Origin of the sequence: Coprococcus sp. TF11-13, from assembly GCF_003481085.1 — a bacterium.
GTDB classification, from domain to species: Bacteria; Bacillota; Clostridia; order Lachnospirales; family Lachnospiraceae; genus Coprococcus; species Coprococcus aceti.
Genome location: NZ_QUKK01000005.1, coordinates 208605 through 224740, shown reverse-complemented (window position 1 = coordinate 224740; position 16136 = coordinate 208605). Strand labels below are relative to the sequence as shown.

Here is a 16136-nt window from a genome sequence, read left to right as displayed (position 1 = left end):
TGCTGTTTTTTCATCTGCTAATAATTTTCTCATAAAATCGCTCTCTTGTGAATAAAATATATAAAAAACAGGGAGAGCAAATAATGTCATCAACTAAACTTATCGTATTAAAATCAAAAGAACTCATATACACCGCCATACTGCTGGCACTTGTGATCGTATTTGTCATTATACTTATCACCATGTTCCGCGGCAAAGATTCAGATGACACCAGTGGTTCAGCCAGGAGCATCGCAACCTCAGCCCAGACTGATCCGTCTCCTAAGCTCGACGAGATACATTACACACCGGGGACATACTCATCTTCCCTTGTTCTGGGAGAAAACACTCTGTCCGTCATGGTCACTGTGGATGAGGACTACATCACAGATGTGTCATTCAAACAGGTGGATGAGACTGTGACCACCATGTACCCACTTCTTGAAACGGCACTCGAGGATATCAATACTCAGCTTCACTACATATCTTCCGTGGACGATATAACACCTTCCGGAGACAGCACATACACTACCAGACTTATCATAGATTCCATACGAAATGCCCTGAAGGATGCCGTGATCAACTAGCTGTCACGGTGCTTTCTGCCAAAACAAAAGGACATATGACCGTATATATCTTGTATTATATACGGTCATATGTCCTTTATTTATCCCACCGTTTATACGGTCGTTACTGCTTTGCAACTATGTTATCCTTATCCTTGAAAATACTGCCTCCCGGCACATATCCCCTGACTCTTGATACAGGATAGATGTTGCTGAATCTTCCTATTACGGTTCCAGGATTGAGGACGCTGTTGCAGCCAACCTCAACATTATCTCCGAGCATTGCACCAAACTTCTTAAGTCCTGTTGCAATGTCAAAGCTCTGTCCGTCCACATTTCCCTTAACGTGAACCAGAGTCTTGTCAGACTTCACATTGGACGTGATGCTTCCGGCACCCATATGTGACTTGAAGCCGAGGACTGAATCTCCCACATAGTTGTAATGAGGAACCTGAACGTTGTTGAATATGATGACATTCTTGAGCTCTGTTGAATTACCTATCACACAATTCTCTCCGACCAGTACGCTTCCTCTGATGAACGCACCCGGGCGAACCTCTGTGCCTGCACCTATGATTGTCGGTCCAAGGATGGTTGCTGTTCCATACACCTTACAGCTCTTGTGGATCCACACATGCTCATCCACCTCATTGTACTCATCCTTGTCCAGGCTCTTTCCAAGCTCAAGCACAAAATCCTTGATAAGTGGAAGCGCCTCCCATGGATAGGTAAGCTTCTCAAGAAGAGGCTTTGCCATGGTCTGATCCAGGCTGTAGAGCTCCTTTATTGTTACAACTGACTGTATATCTTCCATAATAATAGTCTCCTTTTCTATCACATATAACTGATACATACTATGTTATACACCTTTGAATCAGTATGTGCAATCACTGTGTATCCGCATTCTTCTCCGCCTTTGCGCCTGTTCTGGCTGTGGCTCTTGTCTCCTTCTTCTGAGCACCTCCGCCCTTGGCGTAGAACACCTTCGTTTTGTCGAATACCCCTGTTATTCCATTCTGGTTCTGTATCTGCTTCACAAGGTTTGTGTATTTGGTGACAAATGTAGTCATCTTATCCGTGTATTCCTGCTTGGATATCTGACCTTCAGCGACACCCTCAAGCCCCTTTTCCCAGCTCGCCGTCAGGTCCGCTCTCAGCAGACCGTTGATGGAATAATATACTATATCGTATATTATCTCCCCAAGGAATGTCGGGTTCACTATCTGTGTCTTCTTGTTCAGCGATATATATTTGTTCTTCTCCAGCTTGGTGATGATCCCGTCTCTTGTGGCACTTGTTCCGATTCCAGCTCCCTTGATCTGCTCTCTGAGCGCCTCATCCTCTATGAACTGTCCGGCATTCTCCATGGTCAGGATCAGTGATCCTGAGTTGTATCTCTTAGGTGGGGATGTCTCACCCTCCTTTATGTCGATTCCCTGGACGCTCAGCTTGTCACCCTTCTTTATCTTCGCAAGCCTTGATATGAATTCAGGGCTGTACTTCACATCGTCCTTCTTCTTGGAAAAGCTGTTGGCCGCCACCTTAAGATAGCCATCGTTTATCAGATATTTGAAGTTGGCAAACAACTTCTCTCCGTTCTTGGAGAGTGTCATTGCAACCTTCTGGTATTCCGCAGCAGGGTAAAATATGCTGAGGAATCTCCTGCATATGATCTCATATACCTTGAGAGCTGTAGGTGCCAGACTTCTAAGTGCTCCAAAGCCCTGTCCGGTAGGTATGATGGCGTAGTGGTCGGTGATCTGCTTATCGTTCACATATTTCGTCTTTGCGATTCCCTTATATGTGCCGCTCTCCATGGCCCCCTGTGCAAATTCTGCCACAGGCTGGAAATTCTTAAGTCCCGATATGTTCCGTCCTATCTCCTTTGCCACGGCCGTTGACAGCACTCTGGCATCTGTTCTCGGATAGGTTACCAGCTTCTTCTCGTAGAGCTCCTGGACTATCTTAAGAGTATCAGACGGACTGATCTTGAAAAGTGATGAACAGTCATTCTGAAGCTCCGCCAGATTGTACAGCATCGGAGGCTGTTTCTTCTCTTTCTTGCGCTCCACAGCCTGGGCCACAGCCTCGGGCTCCCCTGCCTTCAGCTCCGCCAGAAGCTGCTCCGCTGCGGGTCTCTCTTTAAATCCATTCTCCTTATACAGAAGAGGCGACTCGAAATACTTTGTGCCCTTCACTGCCTTCCATTCTGCATCAAATGTCTGTCCTTCCTCGCCCACATTTGCAACGAGTCTGTAGAACGGAGTCTTTACAAACTCCCTGATCTCACGCTCTCTCTTCACTATTATACCGAGGACACAGGTCATGACACGGCCGACGGCTATGACACATCTGTCCATGCCGAGATACCTCTGGACTACATTTGAAAACTTCAGCGACAGCGCCCTTGAAAAGTTGATACCCATAAGGTAGTCCTCCTGGGCCCTAAGGTACGCTGCGTCGCTGAGACTGTCGTACTCTGAGAGCGGCTTCGCCTCACGGATTCCCCTGAGGATCTCCTCCTCGGTCTGTGAATCGATCCACACACGGCGTTTCTCCTTGCCGGTTACGTGAGCCATTGAATCCACAAGCCTGTATATGTATTCTCCCTCTCGTCCTGAATCCGTTGCCACATAGATACAGCCTATGTCATCGCGGGTAAGCAATCCCGCAACGATATTGAACTGTTTCTTTGTGTCAGGAAGAACTTCATATTTGTATTCAGTTGGAATAAATGGAATAGTTGAAAGGCTCCACTTCTTAAGATTCGGATCGTAGACCTCTGGGTAGCTCATGGTGACCAGATGTCCGACACACCATGTGACAACCGCTGTATCCGACTCCAGGTAACCATTTCCCGCATTGCCCTTCACCCCCAGCACGTCGGCAAACTGCCTCGCCACGCTTGGCTTCTCTGCTATATATAAATTCTTCAAATTATGCTCCTATTCTTTCAGCATCCGCCACACACATGATCCTGTTTATGCCGTGGCCGGTGCAAAAATACATCACAACACATCTGTATATAATAGCAGAATTTGTGGAGGGGGGCAAGTGGGGACGGAGGTGCCTGCTCCTCCGCTTCGCACTTCTCCACCGCATTGCGCGTTAATACAGAATTGCTTCGCACTTCTCTCGCGCTTTGCGCGTTATTCCAGAATTGCTTCGCACTTCGTGCTCCCGCAATTCTACGCGGCATTCACACTCCGGCCTATCGGCCTTCGTGTTCATGTCGCGTCATCCCGTCAAATGCGCTACATGCCGCGAGCAAGCTCTCGCATGTGCGCGCTTGACGGGATTATAACGCGCAAAAAGCACCCCGCCTGCGATACCGCAGACAGGATGCCTCTAAGCTATTTTATATAGAATTTAGTAGGATTAGCAAACTCAATCTATGTTTTACTGCTCGAATAACAGCTGCTCGTATGTTGGGAATGGCCAAGCTGTCTTTGGAAGTTCCTTCTCAAGCTCATCAGCTGGCTTTCTCACTGTGTCAAATGCTGCAAATACTGTGTTGTGGAAGTACTTAGCCCAAGCCTCTGTATCTCCCTCGTAATCTGCTGCCTTTGCAACCAGCTCCTCAAGGGCTACTGTAGCGCTCTTGAGCTCTGTGAGCTTCTCTGAGATGGTGTTCAAAAGTGATACCTGAACTGTAGGATCAATTCCAAGAGCCTTGATCTCAGCTGCACCCTTTGCAAGCTCTGCCTGATATTCCATAACTGCAGGAATGATCTCCTCATTAGACATCTCTATCATAGTGAGTGCCTCGATGTTGATCTTCTTTGCATAGTTCTCAAGCATTACATCAGCTCTCGCCTCAAGCTCTGCCTTATCCATAACTCCAAGGTTCTCGAAGATCTTAACGCTCTTATCTGCTGCAAGATAAGGAACAGCATCAACCATGCACTTAATATTTGGAAGACCACGCTTTGCTGCCTCCTCAACCCACTCATCTGAGTAACCATTGCCATTGAAGATTATTCTCTGATGTGCTGTGAGTTCTCTTCTGATGAGTGCCTTGCAGGCTGTCTCGAAATCGTCAGCGCCCTCAAGTTCATCTGTCATCTTCTTGATCTGATCTGCAACTATTGTATTAAGTACCATCATTGGGAATGCGATGGACTGTGTTGAACCAACCATTCTGAACTCGAACTTGTTACCTGTGAATGCAAATGGTGATGTTCTGTTTCTATCTGTGGCATCCATTGTAAATGTAGGAAGTGTTGATGCACCTGATACATATGTCTTGCCCTTTGGGGACTCTGTAGCCTCACCCTTCTCGATGATCTGCTCAACGATCGACTGGAGCTGCTCTCCAAGGAATGCTGAGATGATTGCTGGAGGTGCCTCGTTAGCTCCAAGTCTGTGATCATTTCCTGCTGATGATGCTGAAAGTCTTAGGAGCTCAGCGTTGTTGTCTACTGCTGCCAGAACTGCTGCCAGGAAGAACTGGAACTGGAGATTTGTCTCAGGATGCTTGCCTGGATCGATGAGGTTCTCGCCCTCGTCTGTTGAGATCGACCAGTTGTTGTGCTTACCTGAACCATTTACACCGGCAAATGGCTTCTCATGGAGTACGCACTCAAGGTCATGCTTTGCAGCGATCTTCTTCATGGTTGCCATAACCAGATGGTTCTGATCTGTGGCGATGTTGGTTGTTGAGAAGATTGGTGCAAGCTCATGCTGTGCAGGTGCAACCTCATTGTGCTGTGTCTTTGCAAGGATGCCGTATTTCCACAGCTCCTCGTTCAACTCTGTCATGTATGATGCGATCTTATCCTTGATCGCTGCGAAATACTGATCATCAAGCTCCTGTCCCTTTGGAGGCATTGCTCCGAAAAGTGTACGTCCGCAGAGCTTAAGATCTGTTCTCTTTGCAAATTTCTTCTTATCTATCAGGAAGTACTCCTGCTCAGGACCAACTGATGAAGTAACCTTCTTGGCTGTTGTATTGCCGAACATTGCAAGAGCCTTAAGGGCTTCCTTGCTGATGGCATCCATTGAACGGAGAAGAGGTGTCTTGTAGTCAAGTGACTCTCCTGTATATGATGTGAATGCTGCTGGGATACAGAGGATGCATGTTCCCTCATCTGTTGTCTTTACAAATGCAGGTGATGTACAATCCCATGCTGTATATCCTCTTGCTGCGCATGTCTCACGAAGACCGCCTGAAGGGAATGATGAAGCATCCGGCTCTGACTTGATGAGCTCCTTGCCTGTGAACTGGAGGATAACACCGCCATCACCGACTGTGCTTACGAATGAGTCGTGCTTCTCTGCTGTTGTCTCTGTAAGTGGCTGGAACCAATGTGTATAATGTGTTGCACCAAGCTCCATTGCCCATTCCTTCATGGCTGCTGCAACTGAATCTGCGATTGATGTATCGAGAGGCTCGCCCTTGTCAATAGTCGCCTTGAGTGACTTGTAAACTGCTTTTGGAAGTCTCTCTCTCATGACCTGATCTGAGAATACGTGTGAGCCAAATACGGCTGAAATTTTGTTCATCATAATTACTACTCCTTTTCCTGATTAAAATGAATCCTTAACGTATCCTCAAAAAAAGAGAAAGGTGTCCTCCTTCTTGAGAACACCTTTGTCCATTTCGTATCATCTAATTGTTGAATATAAAATACTCCATATTCTTTCAAAAATCAACCCCTAATTTTAAAAAATTTATCAAACATATATTGCACTGTTCTCATCCACACAGTAGCACGCCAGCTTTCCGCCCCTGTTTCTCTCTCCATTTCCGCAGTCGAGATCCATATAGTAAGGTGTCACGTAAACGTTGTAGGAATGATCTTCATTGAGTCTGTTCGTCGTCACATGTCCGCAGAACACATACCTGTCAAATGCTTTTTTATCTGAAAAAGGAACATTGTGGATATCAGGTGAGATGAGAAATCTGTATTCATCTCTTCTCACGGCATTCGTTATAGATTCAGCGATATTGATCGTTCTATCAGCATTTCTGATGTATGAGCCACAATGAATGCCCGGATGGGTGACAACACAAACTCCGTACTTTGGCGAATGTATCTCTGTGTAATGTGACAGATGTGCCAGAAACCCATGCATTTTCATCTGATCATCCACATTGAGCTTCTTGATATCTCTGACTGTTCCACCACCGCCGAATATGATCCACTGTCTCTCTGACATGCTTCCCTCTATGTACATCTGGGCAAACAGTTCATGATTACCCTTTATGAGCTGCATCGAACCACCCACAAGATAGTCCGACATAAACTCAAGAAGAGAAATTCCCTCATCGTTCCAGTCAAATATGTCTCCCATGACTATCATGTGGTCCACGGCTGGATCAAAGCTTATCTTTTTCAACATTTTTCTGAATGACATGACATCTCCGTGGATGTCGGATATGAGATATAGCATTTATTCTTCCTTTGATAATCGTTCTATCAGTCCAGCCTCTTAATAAGCTCCTCATATATCTCCTCCGCCACCGCCAGCTTATATGCAAGTCTTGTCGGCTGAGGTGGGAGCTCCACATAATACTCTTCCACATCACCATCTATATCTATGGCAAAGTATACCTGTCCCGGAATCGAAGCGTCTGGATTTGCCGGATCCACATTTCCCATGGTTCCAGTCACGCCGATCCCTATATTCGCATTATACGCCTTTCTACACACCTGCGCCATTGAACCTGCAGTTTCCTTTGAATAGACCGTATACTTGTCTATGATCTCTGCGGGAACCCCCTGCATGATCTTCGCCTCATTGCAGTAGGTGATAAATGCACCTTTCAGCACTGCAGAGGAACCTTCCGTGTCGGTGATAAGGGAAGCTATCTGCCCTGATGTGGCGGATTCCATGGTGGTGATGGTGAGGTGACGGGAGATAAGAAGTTGTGTGAGATTCCGGTAATTCATTCTGATCTTATTCTCTATATTGCATTCACTCTCCATAAAGCGTCTATTCTCCTTCTTTTCCTTTTCACTTTTAGAATAGTAACTTTCCTCAAATACGTCAAGCGGGATAATATACTATTACTGAAGCATATCCAACCCCAATCCGGTATTGCATTTTGTTTTCCCAATATGGACATATGTATTAAAAAATTGCTTCTCCTTCAACTCTCTCGGACTGTTTTCAAATATAAGTGTAACAGATTCTTTTACTAGTTTTCTATAATACATTAAATTCCGAATCATCCCTTAGCAACAATCAATCATTATATCAAGGATTGCTAAAATATCTGATAATTCTTTTCTAAACTTTTTCCTGTATAATTCGATATCGCTATTATCTTTAATTTCTCCAATTAATTCAAATGAATTTTTCTCGTTGTAGCAGGCAATCACGCCCATATTTCCAGAAAGTTGAACTCTTGTACGTTTTCCCATTTTCTTCAAGCCTGAAATAAACTGAGGGGTCAAAATAGAATACGCAAGGTCATCCCCCGATGCATTAACCTCAAACCGGTCATCAAATACGCGATCTCCCGTTTTCAAGTAGCTTGATATATTGTTTTTTTCATCTATGTATACGGCCTTTCTATTTTGCCTCATTTTCCCAGAATTACTCTTGCCCATTATCTGTACAAATCCATTCACGCTTTTACTCAACGCCATTGTCATAAACTGTCCTGAAAACTCTGTAATAGTAGTTTTCAGGTTGTTTTCATTTGCAGTATAATCCTGACTTTCTGTTTTCAATTCAAGATCACTGTATGTAAATTCTACATTTCTGTATATTCCATGAATATAATCTGAACCTGTTGCTCTATTATAAGTTGGAAGAATACTGCATTTTTTTAAAAAAGATTCATCCACATAACCACTTGGCGAATAATCAATAACCTGAATTCTCTCCTCGAGAACCCCGAGCACAATATTCTGTCCTATAAACACCCTGAGGTCTTTCATTTTTTTATTACACAGTATAGCAAGTAAGAAGCCAATAAATATGCATACTACAGGCACCACTCTAAAAACAGTATCAATAATTGGACCATATATATCAAATATTACCCCCACAAACGGAAGGAGTATTCCCACTAACGACAAATACATGGGGATTTGTATTATTTTGATATTTCTTTGTTTTGCTTTTATTATACTCTGCATTTCTTCATCATTTTTATAATTAACTATCTGCTTATTCATATATACTCCTTGTTCCGTAATAATCAATGATGCAACTGGTAAACTTTTTCATTGACATTTACACATTGAAGCTGGATTTTTCATTGTGGCTGCCATCTTCTACAAAAAACATTCTAAATCCCAATATCATAACCGGAACCACCTCGTTCATATGTAGCAAAAGCGTCACTGCCGGCTTGATAAATCCCAGTTCCGCCAATATAGCATATATGATCAGAAATGCTTCTATCATATATATTCCAAGCACAAACGTTCCGCGTCTGACAGATACTTTCATAAGCCTTGATGCAGACAGAATGACAGCGATCGACAAAATCACAAGCAATACGAACCACAATATACACAAACCAATTCCAGCCTGATGTTCAATTATCGTAATATTATATCTTGCTCCAAAAATTCTGTCTGGCATACTTCCAGCCTGATCCAGTTCATCCATGATCGAAGAACCTGAAATCTTATTCTTACTGGTAAATACATCATCACATCCGGCAAATATAAGTATAGCTCCACAAAGCAGTGATAACAGACAAGTCACAATATTCAACCTGTGCTGAACAGCCATGTATAGAATAAACATAATCGTTTCTGCGCATACGATAGCAAATGTGAGATCATCTTTGGCCGTCACAAGTTTTACACTCACAACATTTGCAAGTTCGATAAGAAACCAGAACAAAACACCACTCCAACTTTTCTTTACAAGGTCAACGCCCTTTACCATAACCACAAAAGCTAGTATCGTTATCACCACAGCATATATTTCGTCACTTCCCGAACCGAATAATCCCCAATGTCCTCCATCATCGAGTCCACTGTCGGTATGTATTGAAAACGTCACACTTGCCCAGCAGATAACGACATATAGAAACGTGAGCACAAACAATGCCGCCGCATCTCTAAATTTCTTTTTATCTGTAAAAAGCGATCCACAATAACACACTGCGCCGTATGTCTTATCACATATCTTCTCAAGCGGCAAAACAAAAAGTATCACCCCTACAAGAATACATATAAGAATGTTCCTTATCTGGCTGACTGCACCTCCGCCGCCTATGTATCCAGCCAAAAATGTATTCTCCGTTCTCCTCATTATTCCCCACATGGCCGCATAACATAAAGCTGATATCACAAATGCCGGTATTGCCGTTTTTAGAATCTTCTGATCGTATTTTTTCATCTTTCTCCGCCTCCATATATCAGTTTTTCTACTTGTAAATCATCATTTTTTTAAAGGTTTAAAAAGGCTTAATAAGGTTAAATAAGGTCACCGTATACACTGCGACATTATAAGTTCCTGCCTTATCTCCTCATTTGGCACAAATGCAGAATTACTCTTCCCCTGATAAGCCAGATATCCAAGATGGATCAGGCAAGTGAGAACATCATCCTTATTCGCAAAACTTACTATGTCATTCTGAAATAATACCTTCAAATAATTCAGTATTATGCCAATCTCTTCACAAGTTCCTCATAAATCTCCTCCGCCACAGCAAGCTTGCACGCAAGCCTTGTCGGCTGAACCGTAATCTCCACATAATAAGCTTCCACATCGCCATCTATGTCTATGGCAAAGTATACCTGTCCCGGAACTGAAGCGTTAGGATTCGCCGGATCAACATTGCCCATTGTTCCAGTCACACCGATCCCTATATTCGCATTATATGCCTTCCTGCACGCCTTCGCCATGGCACCTGCAGTTTCCTTTGAGTAGACTGTGTACTTGTCTATGATCTCCGCCGGAACTCCCTGCATGATCTTTGCCTCATTGCAGTAGGTGACAAATGCCCCCTTAAGCACAGCAGATGAACCTTCCGTGTCTGTGATGAGGGATGCAATCTGCCCCGAGGTGGCGGATTCCATGGTAGTTATGGTAAGTCCTTTGAAAATAAGTAACCTGGTAAGTTTTCTATAGTTCTCTCTTATATTGTTTTCTCTATACTGTTTGTAATCATTCACTTTATTATCAATCATAGATTAACGCCACCTTATTAGTTGAATATTTACAGTCTATCTAACATATCAGTGACAGTAATCTCCGCCACAAGTCTTTAGGCCTTTTATCCCGCCAAAATAAGCACTTTCTTGCCCTCAAATGCAAATCCGTAATGTACAATATGGTCTTTGTCTATCCCCTCATCCACAAGCTCTGTATCATATTCTTTCTCATTTATCTGAGTCAAAGCTGCAAGTGCTGTATCCTGAAGTGTATGTTCGTCTTCCTAGTTTTCATCCTCATCACTATCATCATCTGTATGGTCCAAATCATCAAAATCATCAAGATCCATACATTCATCATTATATTTCGCTTCCATAATCTTAAAGATCTGCTCACGTTCCTCGTTTCTGATCTTCATAAGTCTACTATATAGCTCACTATAGTTTACCGGTTCTCCATTTTTCTTTTTCTCATCCATAAGCTTATCAGCTTTTTCTACAAAATCAAGAAAGTCGTGAAGTTCCTCTTCACCCTCATCTTTATCGTCAGGAATCACCAGTGCTTTGTGTGCCATGTCTACTTTTATATCTGTCAGCCTTGTCATTTTCACTAGAGCATTAAGCTGTTCCTGAAGGCTGAGTATCTGAATCTCCAATACTTTTCTATCATACCCGCTATCGATTATCTCCTGATCAGTATTTATGAACCTGCACTTCAGATCCGGCTGTGGCTTAATGGGAATGATCAATAGTCTGACAGCTATAAACACTGCTATCATACTACCCATGTCAAATAATGAATTACTGCTGAAACTGTTGTCCACAATTCCTGCCTTTGCACATATTCCAAATATCAGAAGTCCCAAAACACTTACATCTATCCATATCAGCATCCACATTCTTTTATGTGAATAACGTTCAACTATCTTCGAAGCACATGCCAGCAGAACGATAATAAATGCCAGCAATGCAATCATCCATATAACAACTGGCGAATTCAACGGTTCGCCCACAAACGAATAATCACCTGATACATTTCTGCGCAATCCGTTCTCGAATCTAACCAATACAGGAAGTACAACATAGCCATAAGCTATCCCCAGCATCACACTAATGATTATATAAATCAGCCATTCTACTATCGAATCGCTATTATATAATGCATATATCATAAGCACTTCCACAGCTGCACTGAACAGCACCATTAGAACCCATATGGCATATCCAGTCATCTGCCAGGCAGAAGATAATGAAGTTTCAAATAACAAATCTGCTTTTGCACAAATCCGGTTTGCATATATGTATGTAATAACGACAAGATAAATTACCGATAAGATAAACCATACAATACCACTCTCAAAGAATTGCCTGCATATATAACATACTGCAAGACTCAACGCAATCACGCAAAATATGTACAAGCCTGCCCGACTAATCTTCGTATAAGGGATATAACAAAAAATGGCAATCAGCGAGGCAATCACAAGTATGGTAACTAAAAACACTCTTGATTGCCTAAGATTCGGATTTCTCTCTTTACAAATATAAAGATAAAATTTATACATGAGTTCCCACGGGATCAAAATAAATACCATGCCGGTGACTAGCATCTGCCATTGATCCCTAATCCACCACGGCAGGAACTGCGCAAGTCCGGTTGCTTCAGCGTTAAAACTGAATACTCTCTTGAATATAATAAAGTCTTTTACCACAAATGCAACCAAAAGCAGTACTATGATAACTGCTGCTTTTATCTTGTAACTTCTGGATGTTATTGGTTGCTTCTCCTTGTAAGCTTTTTCATCAAACTGGCAAACTCTGTCATCAGCATCTAACATCTCTTCTGATGTATCATTCGTTTTTTCAGTTGAAGTTCTGCTTGAAGTCTCATTTGAAATCTCTGTTGAATCTTCGTTGGTTTTTTCCACTTGCTCTCTCCTTTTCCTCGTTTTTTGTAGTTAGTTTTTGTCTTATTAAGACAAGAATTTCACTATCGCTGCACTATATGTCTCTCCTCTTTTGTATTGTGGCTTATAGAATCAAGCGCCACTTTTTAATATATTAAATTATACACAGAACTTAATTACTTAACAATGTAAGATTGAAATCTGCTGCTCTGGTGGCTTCTTCCCGACTTCAAGCTCGGAAATCTTCAAATGTAATGTAACTATAAGCATTAAACTCTGCAGATTAGTCAATTAAAAACGCATCGCTAAGATGGAGTGCTAAAATAAAAAAAATACTAATAATACAAAGGAGAATAGCCATGAAGATGAACAAAATCAAAAAAACATTAGGTATTTTACTTATGACTTGTGTATTGCTGTTTGCATCCATAACTCAAAGCGAGGCAGCTACCGCAACTATGACACAAGCTGAAAGGAAAGTATATACCAAGTGGTTGCTCAACGGAATCACCAAAACTCAATACGGAACATATTACAAAAGCAAAACCCAAGGAATAATGTATAATCCAGAATTCTATGTTTATGACATCAATGGAGACGGACACAAGGATATCATTGTAACAGGTCGATTAGGTCTCAGAACTATGACTTATTCAGAGGTTTATATGCATGTGAACGGTAAGTATAAAGCTATTCCTGTAAGAGGAAGCCTGTACGGTGTGTCAAATGCAGGCATCTATACAATTGAGGATGATTACAGTTTCGCTGGGGCTGTACGTTATCACACTTTATCCACATACAAATTCAGTAAGCATGGAAAAATCTCACAAAACTATACTTTTAGCAAAACCACCATGTATTATGACATCGACAGAAATATCAGATATAAAAACGGAAAAGTAATCGAGAACAAATGCACATCCTCAACTGGGAAGAAAATAAGCTTAACAACATTCAGAAAAACTAGAACCCAGGTCAACAAGAAGAATGTGTCTAAAAAAATGCACCCGGTAAGCAAGAGTGGTATTAAAAAATACTTAAAATAAAGCTTTTCGGGAGCATCCCAAAGTTTGTGTAAACCTTCAAACTGATGTAAGATAAAATTACTCAGTTTGGAGGTTATTTTTATGGCAAGAAGAAAAGACAGCCCACAAAAAGCAGCAATGAGAGAAATGATGCGTGACTATCTGAAAAATAATGATATCAGCATCAAAGACGGCACCGATGTAAACAGTATCATGCGCGACATGATGTCTGTCCTTTTGGAAGGTGCCTTGGATGAAGAACTGGATGAGGAGTTAGGATATTCCAAGTATGACTACCGAAACAAAGAAACGGACAATAGTAGAAATGGACATTCCCGTAAAACTATGCATACCAGTTATGGAGATATGGATGTAGCCATTCCAAGGAATCGTAATGGTGATTATGAACCACAGCTGATTAAGAAGTATCAAAATACAGTAACTCAGGACATGGAAGAAAAAAATACTTTCTATGTATGCCAAAGGAATGACAACCGGAGACATTGAATCCCACATGCGTGAATTATACGATATTGATATTTCTGACAGCACAATCAGCCGGATCACAGACAAAATCCTGCCGATTGTAAAAGAATGGCAGGAACGCCCTTTGGAAGAAGTGTATGCTGTAGTATTTATGAATGCAATCCACTATCACGTCCGCAGTGAAGGACGTATTGTAAAACGTGCGGTTTACATTGCCCTTGGTATCGATATGAATGGGAAAAAAGATGTTCTTGGAATGTATGTTGGAGAAAACGAAAGTGCGAAATTCTGGCTTTCTATCATGAATGGATAAAAAAACAGAGGCGTTGAGGATATCCTGATTGCATGCGTTGATGGTTTAAATGGATTTTCACAGGCAATCGAGGCTGTTTATCCAAAAACAGAGATTCAGCAGTGTATCATCCATCAGATCCGTAATTCAACGAAGTTTGTTTCATACAAAGACATCAAAAAACTGATGGCTGATCTGAAGCTTGTATATGCAGCTCCAACGGAAGAAACCGCTTTAAATGAACTGGAACTGTTCAAGGATAAATGGGATTCCAAGTACCCGAAAATCTATAAATCCTGGAATGATAACTGGGCAACCCTGTCCACTTATTTCAAATATCCGGAGGCAGTAAGACGGCTGATTTATACCACAAATGCCATTGAATGATTCAACCTCCAACTCCGGAAAGTGACCAAAAGCAAGACGGTTTTTCCGTCGGATGACAGCCTTTTGAAAATGCTGTATCTGGCAACCATGGATATCACGAAAAAATGGACCGGACACAGGCAGGACTGGGGACAGATCCATTCCCAGCTTGAAATTTATTTTGAAGAACGTCTGGCAGGACGGAACCTGTAAAGCAGTCAATTTTAGGCAGGTTTTATTGACATGCCTAAAAACTACTGTATAATGCAGATATGGGCAGAATCCGGAAAATCGGCTCTGCCCATTTGTAACTATTCACAAATCTTATATCAGTTTTTAACGTTTACACAAAACTTGAAACGGTCTCTCGTAATCCAAGTTGTTTCGATCGTGCCATTACTGCTCTTAGAATACACAATTATTTTATTTGCCGCAATACCAAACCTGACCAGCATTCTTGCGTTCAGTATTATTCCACAGGAAATTTGATAACATCTGTCGTCAATATATCATCCATAGTATCAGTGTCTTCCATCTCAAGTTTAAACTCAACATTCTTAATTTCCCTTATTTTGCTTTCTTCCAAATCATCTTTGTAAAGGGTAATCACGCCAATTCCCTTCCTACTATCAAATACAGTAAGCGTCACATATGCATTGAACATCAGACCATCTATTGACATATCCTCCAGATTTATATACACATTCTTGCCTGTATTGTTCTCCATGCAGAAATATAGATTAGTATTTCCATATTCATCAGTCTCATTTCCAAGTGCTGTTATTCGGATTCCATCTGCACTGTATATTTCCTGCTTATCCGTGTTTGCATCCACTTCTTCGCCAACCTGCGATGTCTCCAGCTTATAATATTCATCCTTGAAAATATCCTCGTAACTATCCTTGTCTTTCTCCTCTGCCCAGAAATAGAATTCAACTGTTCCTATGTTTGTGATCCCTGCAATTTTTGTTGTATCATCAGAAAGCGTTACACATGAATTGCATTTCTTTCCAGCAGCCACATCGACTCCCCAGAACACCCAGTCCATATAGCCATTTATAACTATCTTTTCGCTTCCGATTTTCAGGTCCTTATCTGTATTATTCTCCACTGTAACCTCTATTTGATCCTCGTCGTATTCGTTTACAGAATAACCAGTGGCTGTAACCTTTACACCATCCTTGTCAAGCAGCACCTGTTCTTTTATAGATGTATAAGAAGCACTCGCTTCCTCTTCTACAGTTGTATCTTCTGAAGTAACCATTTCTGTCTCTTCTGTAGTTTTTCCATCATCTGAGTCTTCATCTGAATCCTACAGATTCTTGTTGCCCAGTTCTGATTCAAGTATTTCTTTTTTACTTTCTATTACTGGTGAAGCACATCCTGTTATCATCAATGCACTCAGCCCCGTAAGCGCCATTGCCAACAAAATCTTCTTTCTCATA

At 41.8% G+C, this 16136-nt stretch carries 14 protein-coding genes and 2 pseudogenes; 3 read left to right on the top strand and 13 right to left on the bottom strand.

The annotated features are described in order from the left end of the window. The first annotated feature begins 83 nt into the window (after window positions 1-83). A complete protein-coding gene (locus DXD11_RS10140) occupies window positions 84-566 on the top strand; it encodes a hypothetical protein (protein WP_055146811.1) in 483 nt (160 codons plus the stop codon). Window positions 567-669: 103 nt separating this feature from the next. Here the strand turns inward: DXD11_RS10140 and DXD11_RS10135 are convergent, their stop codons facing one another. From DXD11_RS10135 to DXD11_RS10090, 11 genes and pseudogenes are all read right to left on the bottom strand, one after another. Continuing rightward, window positions 670-1359: a hypothetical protein gene (locus DXD11_RS10135; RefSeq protein ID WP_015535088.1), complete on the bottom strand. Its 690-nt coding sequence runs from the start codon at window positions 1357-1359 to the stop codon at window positions 670-672. A 73-nt stretch (window positions 1360-1432) separates the two neighbouring features. Next, entirely contained in the window at window positions 1433-3481 is a 2049-nt protein-coding gene (locus DXD11_RS10130; protein ID WP_118758327.1) for a DNA topoisomerase, read from the bottom strand. 463 nt (window positions 3482-3944) lie between these two features. After that, on the bottom strand, window positions 3945-6053 hold the full coding sequence (locus DXD11_RS10125; RefSeq protein ID WP_117549155.1) for a glutamine synthetase III family protein: 2109 nt from the start codon (window positions 6051-6053) through the stop codon (window positions 3945-3947). Between the two features lie 168 nt (window positions 6054-6221). Next, window positions 6222-6905: a metallophosphoesterase family protein gene (locus DXD11_RS10120; protein WP_243105850.1), complete on the bottom strand. Its 684-nt coding sequence runs from the start codon at window positions 6903-6905 to the stop codon at window positions 6222-6224. Between the two features lie 62 nt (window positions 6906-6967). Continuing rightward, window positions 6968-7477 carry a CinA family protein gene (locus DXD11_RS10115; RefSeq protein ID WP_118758325.1) on the bottom strand — a complete coding sequence of 170 codons (510 nt, stop codon included), beginning with the start codon at window positions 7475-7477 and terminating at the stop codon, window positions 6968-6970. A gap of 249 nt (window positions 7478-7726) precedes the next feature. Then, the gene (locus DXD11_RS10110; RefSeq protein ID WP_055146829.1) at window positions 7727-8677 is read right to left on the bottom strand and encodes a DUF3137 domain-containing protein; all 951 of its coding nucleotides are present in this window, start codon (window positions 8675-8677) and stop codon (window positions 7727-7729) included. 58 nt (window positions 8678-8735) lie between these two features. Further along, complete coding sequence (locus tag DXD11_RS10105; protein ID WP_118758324.1) at window positions 8736-9857, bottom strand: hypothetical protein; 1122 nt, start codon at window positions 9855-9857, stop codon at window positions 8736-8738. Between the two features lie 108 nt (window positions 9858-9965). After that, a pseudogene (locus DXD11_RS14875) lies at window positions 9966-10100 on the bottom strand (AAA family ATPase); the annotation flags it as partial. Between the two features lie 23 nt (window positions 10101-10123). After that, window positions 10124-10651, bottom strand: coding sequence for a CinA family protein (locus DXD11_RS10095; protein ID WP_199688734.1), 528 nt, complete (start codon window positions 10649-10651; stop codon window positions 10124-10126). 86 nt (window positions 10652-10737) lie between these two features. After that, the gene (locus DXD11_RS14720) at window positions 10738-10860 is read right to left on the bottom strand and encodes a hypothetical protein (RefSeq protein WP_278321131.1); all 123 of its coding nucleotides are present in this window, start codon (window positions 10858-10860) and stop codon (window positions 10738-10740) included. Window positions 10861-10899: 39 nt separating this feature from the next. Beyond that, window positions 10900-12543 carry a hypothetical protein gene (locus DXD11_RS10090; RefSeq protein ID WP_118758323.1) on the bottom strand — a complete coding sequence of 548 codons (1644 nt, stop codon included), beginning with the start codon at window positions 12541-12543 and terminating at the stop codon, window positions 10900-10902. Window positions 12544-12881: 338 nt separating this feature from the next. On the opposite strand from DXD11_RS10090, the gene DXD11_RS10085 reads away from it, so the two are divergent. Together DXD11_RS10085 and DXD11_RS10080 are read left to right on the top strand one after the other, a co-directional pair. Continuing rightward, entirely contained in the window at window positions 12882-13568 is a 687-nt protein-coding gene (locus tag DXD11_RS10085) for a hypothetical protein (protein ID WP_118758322.1), read from the top strand. A 117-nt stretch (window positions 13569-13685) separates the two neighbouring features. Then, window positions 13686-14904: pseudogene (locus DXD11_RS10080) on the top strand (IS256 family transposase). Between the two features lie 256 nt (window positions 14905-15160). Here DXD11_RS10080 and DXD11_RS10075 read toward each other — a convergent pair. After that, on the bottom strand, window positions 15161-15955 hold the full coding sequence (locus tag DXD11_RS10075) for a hypothetical protein (RefSeq protein ID WP_118758321.1): 795 nt from the start codon (window positions 15953-15955) through the stop codon (window positions 15161-15163). A gap of 48 nt (window positions 15956-16003) precedes the next feature. Beyond that, window positions 16004-16135 (bottom strand): hypothetical protein, encoded by a 132-nt coding sequence (locus tag DXD11_RS14715; RefSeq protein WP_279220454.1) that lies wholly within the window; start codon window positions 16133-16135, stop codon window positions 16004-16006. Window position 16136: the final 1 nt, after the last annotated feature.

Bases quoted from the DNA above. Each gene is read 5' to 3' on its own strand.
- DXD11_RS10140 (WP_055146811.1), top strand. From the start codon at position 84: ATGTCATCAACTAAACTTATCGTATTAAAATCAAAAGAACTCATATAC.
- DXD11_RS10085 (WP_118758322.1), top strand. From the start codon at position 12,882: ATGAAGATGAACAAAATCAAAAAAACATTAGGTATTTTACTTATGACT.
- DXD11_RS10075 (WP_118758321.1), bottom strand. From the start codon at position 15,955: ATGGTTACTTCAGAAGATACAACTGTAGAAGAGGAAGCGAGTGCTTCT.
- DXD11_RS10135 (WP_015535088.1), bottom strand. From the start codon at position 1,359: ATGGAAGATATACAGTCAGTTGTAACAATAAAGGAGCTCTACAGCCTG.
- DXD11_RS10110 (WP_055146829.1), bottom strand. From the start codon at position 8,677: ATGAATAAGCAGATAGTTAATTATAAAAATGATGAAGAAATGCAGAGT.
- DXD11_RS10125 (WP_117549155.1), bottom strand. From the start codon at position 6,053: ATGATGAACAAAATTTCAGCCGTATTTGGCTCACACGTATTCTCAGAT.
- DXD11_RS10120 (WP_243105850.1), bottom strand. From the start codon at position 6,905: ATGTCATTCAGAAAAATGTTGAAAAAGATAAGCTTTGATCCAGCCGTG.
- DXD11_RS10115 (WP_118758325.1), bottom strand. From the start codon at position 7,477: ATGGAGAGTGAATGCAATATAGAGAATAAGATCAGAATGAATTACCGG.
- DXD11_RS14715 (WP_279220454.1), bottom strand. From the start codon at position 16,135: ATGAGAAAGAAGATTTTGTTGGCAATGGCGCTTACGGGGCTGAGTGCA.
- DXD11_RS10105 (WP_118758324.1), bottom strand. From the start codon at position 9,857: ATGAAAAAATACGATCAGAAGATTCTAAAAACGGCAATACCGGCATTT.
- DXD11_RS10095 (WP_199688734.1), bottom strand. From the start codon at position 10,651: ATGATTGATAATAAAGTGAATGATTACAAACAGTATAGAGAAAACAAT.